This is a genomic window from Gemmobacter sp., from assembly GCF_016792925.1.
In the GTDB taxonomy this organism is placed as follows: Bacteria; Pseudomonadota; Alphaproteobacteria; order Rhodobacterales; family Rhodobacteraceae; genus Gemmobacter.
The window spans coordinates 1-4,757 of the sequence record NZ_JAEULU010000057.1; the positions used below are offsets into that span (position 1 = coordinate 1).

At 64.9% G+C, this 4,757-nt stretch carries 4 protein-coding genes and 1 pseudogene; all 5 read left to right on the plus strand.

Features of this window, described 5'->3' with window-relative positions:
* Positions 1-510: MFS transporter (locus tag JNN06_RS03170; RefSeq protein WP_291238150.1), on the plus strand; the 510-nt coding region annotated here is incomplete at its 5' end.
* A 56-nt stretch (positions 511-566) separates the two neighbouring features.
* Positions 567-1,151 carry a DUF924 family protein gene (locus JNN06_RS03175; protein WP_291238151.1) on the plus strand — a complete coding sequence of 195 codons (585 nt, stop codon included), beginning with the start codon at positions 567-569 and terminating at the stop codon, positions 1,149-1,151.
* A gap of 84 nt (positions 1,152-1,235) precedes the next feature.
* Positions 1,236-2,633 (plus strand): dihydrolipoyl dehydrogenase, encoded by a 1,398-nt coding sequence (gene lpdA, locus JNN06_RS03180; RefSeq protein ID WP_291238152.1) that lies wholly within the window; start codon positions 1,236-1,238, stop codon positions 2,631-2,633.
* A 97-nt stretch (positions 2,634-2,730) separates the two neighbouring features.
* Positions 2,731-3,897, plus strand: coding sequence for an MFS transporter (locus JNN06_RS03185; RefSeq protein ID WP_291238153.1), 1,167 nt, complete (start codon positions 2,731-2,733; stop codon positions 3,895-3,897).
* Between the two features lie 111 nt (positions 3,898-4,008).
* Positions 4,009-4,757: pseudogene (locus tag JNN06_RS03190) on the plus strand (excinuclease ABC subunit A); the annotation flags it as partial.

Genomic DNA, 4,757 nt, shown 5'->3' on the forward strand with positions numbered 1-4,757 from the left:
TATGTCGGCGGGCTGGTGCTGCAATATCCGATCGGCTGGCTGTCGGATCGCAGCGACCGCCGGCAATTGATCCTGTGGCTTTCGGCTTTTGCCGGGGCGGTGATGCTGCTGGCGGGGCTGGTCTGGCTGCCGTTCTGGGGCCTGTTGGGCGTCGCCATGGTACTGGGCGGCATCACCAACCCGCTTTATTCGCTGCTGATCGCCTATACCAATGACTACCTCACCAAGGAGGATATGGCGGGCGCCTCTTCGGGTCTGTTGTTTCTCAATGGGTTGGGGGCGATCTTTGGCCCGCTGGCGACCGGCTGGATCATGGAACATATTGGGCCGCGCGGGTTTTTCCTGTTCATCGCGCTGAATTTTGCCGGGCTGGCGGCCTATGCCGCCTGGCGGATGACGCGGCGGGCCGCACCGGGGGTGACGGGGAATTTTGCCACCGTCTCGCCCTCGGCCTCGGCCTTTGCTGTCGGCGCGGTGATGGAGGAGGCCGATACCGGCGCGCCGCGCTGACTTGCACCTGTCGGCAAAGCCTGCCACGTTTGCGATAACAACGGGAGGGGGCGGGCATGTCGGATCCGGTCGAGGTTCTGGATTTCTGGCTGGGGGCGATTGGCCCGGAAGGCTGGTATGCGGGCGGTCCAGAGGTGGATGGCCTGTGCCGCGACGGCTTTGGCGATCTTTGGCAGGCGGCCCATGACGGCGGTCTGGACCATTGGGCCGAGGGCGGCCCGGCGGGATCGCTGGCGCTGATCGTGATTTGCGACCAGTTCGCCCGCAATATCTGGCGCGGCGATGCCCGCGCCTTTGCCACCGATCCGCTGGCCCTGCGCACGGCGCGCAAGGCTTTGGCAGAAGGCTGGGACATGGACGCGCCCGAGCCGGAGCGCCAGTTCTTTTACATGCCCTTTGAACATAGCGAAGACCCGGAGGATCAGGCGCTTGCCGTGCAGCTGATGGTTGAGCGCATGCCCTCGCAGCCGGATATGGCGCTGCATGCGCGCGCGCATCAGGCGGTGATCGCGCGCTTTGGCCGCTTTCCCTTCCGCAATGCGGCCCTGGGCCGGAACTCCACCCCCGAGGAGGAGGCGTTTCTGGCAGAGGGCGGATATGCTTCAATGGTGAACCAGTTGCGTGGTGCAGCCATGCAGTGAACGCATGGGCCCATGCAATGCGCTGCATTGCTTGGCTGCGCGCGATAGTTTAGTGGCAAACTAATTTTCCAGAGGAGGGGAAACATGGCTGCCAAGAGCTTTGATGTGATCGTGATCGGTGCGGGCCCCGGGGGCTATGTGGCCGCCATCCGGGCCGCGCAACTGGGCAAGACCGTTGCCATTGTCGAACGCGAACATCTGGGCGGCATTTGCCTCAACTGGGGCTGCATCCCGACCAAGGCCCTGCTGCGCAGCGCCGAAGTGTTTCACCTGATGCATCGCGCCAAGGAATTCGGCCTCAGCGCCACCGGCATCAGCTATGATCTGGATGCGGTCGTGGCGCGCTCGCGCGGGGTGGCCAAGCAGCTGTCCGGCGGCATCGGCCATCTGATGAAAAAGAACAAGGTCACCGTCTTCATGGGCGCGGCGACGCTGCCGGCCAAGGGCAAGGTGTCGGTCAAGACCGACAAGGGCACCGAGGAGCTGACGGCGCCCGCGATCATCCTTGCCACCGGGGCGCGCGCGCGCGAATTGCCGGGGTTGGAGGCCGATGGCGATCTGGTCTGGACCTACAAGCACGCGCTGCAACCCAAGCGGATGCCCAAGAAGCTGCTGGTCATCGGCTCGGGCGCGATCGGGATCGAATTTGCGAGCTTCTTCAACACCTTGGGCGCCGACGTGACCGTCTGCGAGGTGATGGACCGCGTGCTGCCGGTGGAAGATGCCGAGATCAGCGCCTTTGCGAAGAAATCCTTCGTGAAGCAAGGGATGAAGATCCTTGAAAAGACCACGGTCAAGAAGCTGGATCGCAAGCCGGGTGTGGGCGTGACCGCACATCTGGAATCCAACGGCAAGACCGAGACGGCCGAGTTTGACACGGTGATTTCGGCGGTCGGGATTGTCGGCAATGGCGAAGGCCTGGGGCTGGAGGCGCTTGGCGTCAAGATCGACCGCACCCATGTGGTGACGGATGAATATTGCCGCACGGGCGTGGAGGGGCTGTTCGCGATTGGCGATATTGCCGGCGCCCCCTGGCTGGCGCACAAGGCCAGCCATGAGGGCGTCATGGTGGCCGAGCTGATCGCGGGCCTGCATCCCCATGCGATCAAACCAAACTCCATCGCCGGTTGCACCTATTGCCATCCGCAGGTCGCCAGTGTCGGCCTGACCGAGGCCAAGGCGAAAGAGGCGGGTTATGCGGTGAAAGTGGGCCGCTTCCCCTTCATCGGCAATGGCAAGGCTATTGCCCTGGGCGAGGCCGAGGGCATGATCAAGACCGTGTTCGACGCCAAGACCGGCGAGCTGCTGGGCGCGCATATGGTGGGCGCCGAGGTGACCGAGCTGATCCAGGGCTATGTGGTGGGCCGCAGCCTGGAAACCACCGAGGAAGACCTGATGAACACGGTGTTCCCGCATCCGACGCTGAGCGAGATGATGCATGAGGCGGTGCTGGACGCCTACGGGCGCGCGCTGCATATCTGAGCGCGGCTTTGGCGCCGACGGAAATGGGGGGCCTCGGGCCCCCCTTTTTGTCGCAAACAACCCTGCAAGGCGCGGCGGACGGGGCTAGGGTGGCGGCATGAAACCGATCTCTCCTTTCTGGCTGGTGCTGGCGCTTTGGGGCGCGGGCCTTGGCGCTGCGGCGCAATTTGGCAAGATTTCCATCATTTTCGCGCAGGCGGGCGCGATTTACCCGCTGGCCGGGCCTTTGGCGCTTGGGCTTTTGGTGTCGATTGTCGGCTTTCCGGGGCTGATTTTTGGCACCACGGCGGGGCTGATGGTGCGAGGCCTTGGCTGGCGGCGGGTGCTGGTGGTGGCGCTGAGCCTTGGGGCGGCGGTGTCGGCGGTGCAGGCGCTGTTTCCGCCGATGCCGGTGATGCTGGCGCTTCGGGTGCTGGAGGGCTTCAGCCATCTGGCCGTGGTGGTGGCGGCGCCGGTGCTGATTGCACAGGTGGCGCCGGTGGCGCGGCAGGGGCTGGCGATGACGCTGTGGTCCACTTTTTTCGCGGTGACCTATACGCTGCTGGCCGTGCTGGCGCCGCCCTTGGTCAACGCGGCCGGGCCGGGGGCGCTGCTGCTGGCGCATGCGCTGTGGATGGCCGGTTTTGCGCTGCTGCTGGCGCGGATGCTGCCGCGCGACGCCCCCGCGACATGGCCGCGCCTGTCGCTGCCCGCCCTGGCGCGGGATCACCGGGCGATCTATGCCTCGCCGCGCGTGGCGGCGCCTGCCATGGGTTTTGTTTGTTATACAATGACATATGTGGCGTTGTTGACACTTTTGCCGCCGCTGTCCGGCCCCGTTCTGCAAGGGCTGCTGGCGACGCTGCTGCCGCTGGTTTCCATCGCGGTCAGCCTGCTGCTGGGTGTCTGGCTGCTGGGGCGGATCGGCGCGGTGGGCACGGTGGTGCTGGGCTTTGTTGCCGCGCTGATCGGTGCGGCGGGGCTTGCGCTTGGCTGGGGCAGCCTTGTGCCGCAGCTGGCGGCAAGCCTGTGGATCGGCGGCGCGCTGGGGCTGGTGCAGGGCGCCAGCTTTGCCGCCATTCCGGCGCTGAACCCTGGCCCCGGCGAGCGGGCGCAGGCGGCGGGCGCCATTGCCCAACTGGGCAATCTGGGCACCACGCTGGGCACACCGCTTTTGGGCGCGCTGATTGCGGATCAGGGCGCCTTGGCGGTGCCGGTTTTCGTCAGCCTCTTTGCCGTTCTGGGCATTGCCCTGCATCTGTTGCAGGCGGCGCGGCGGCAATAATGCGCTTCTCACCGGGCATTCTGGGTTTTGTTCATTCAATGTTCACGTTTTTGAGTTGGAGTTCACCCGGAGATGCCCTAAATCTAACCCGGTCACGGGTCCGAGGGTGTCATGGCGGAACAGAAGTTCATCGAGGTGCGCGGCGCGCGCGAGCATAACCTCAAAGGCGTGGATATGGATATTCCGCGCGATCAGTTCGTGGTGATCACCGGCCTGTCGGGCTCCGGCAAATCCAGCCTGGCCTTTGACACCATCTATGCCGAGGGCCAGCGCCGCTATGTGGAGAGCCTCAGCGCCTATGCGCGGCAATTCCTCGACATGGCGGGGAAACCTGATGTGGACCATATCAGCGGTCTTAGCCCGGCGATCTCGATCGAGCAAAAGACCACCTCGAAAAACCCGCGTTCGACCGTGGGCACCGTGACCGAGATTTACGACTATCTGCGCCTGTTGTTTGCGCGGGTGGGCACGCCCTATAGCCCGGCGACCGGCCTGCCGATCACGGCGATGCAGGTGCAGGATATGGTGGATGCCGTGCTGGCGATGGAGGAGGGCACGCGGGCCTATCTGCTGGCCCCGGTGGTGCGCGACCGCAAGGGCGAATATCGCAAGGAATTTCTGGAGCTTAGGAAGCAGGGCTTTCAACGCGTGAAGGTGGATGGCCAGTTCTACGAGCTGGACGAGCCGCCGACCTTGGACAAGAAATTCCGCCATGACATCGACGTGGTGGTCGACCGGATCGTGGTGCGGGGCGATATTGCCACCCGGCTGGCCGACAGTTTCCGCACTGCACTGGACCTCGCGGATGGCATCGTGGTGCTGGAAACCGCGCCGGCCGAAGGCGAGCCGGAGCGGCGCAC

Coding starts and splice junctions, on each gene's coding strand:
- JNN06_RS03185 (WP_291238153.1), top strand. CDS start 2,731: ATGAAACCGATCTCTCCTTTCTGGCTGGTGCTGGCGCTTTGGGGCGCG.
- JNN06_RS03175 (WP_291238151.1), top strand. CDS start 567: ATGTCGGATCCGGTCGAGGTTCTGGATTTCTGGCTGGGGGCGATTGGC.
- lpdA (WP_291238152.1), top strand. CDS start 1,236: ATGGCTGCCAAGAGCTTTGATGTGATCGTGATCGGTGCGGGCCCCGGG.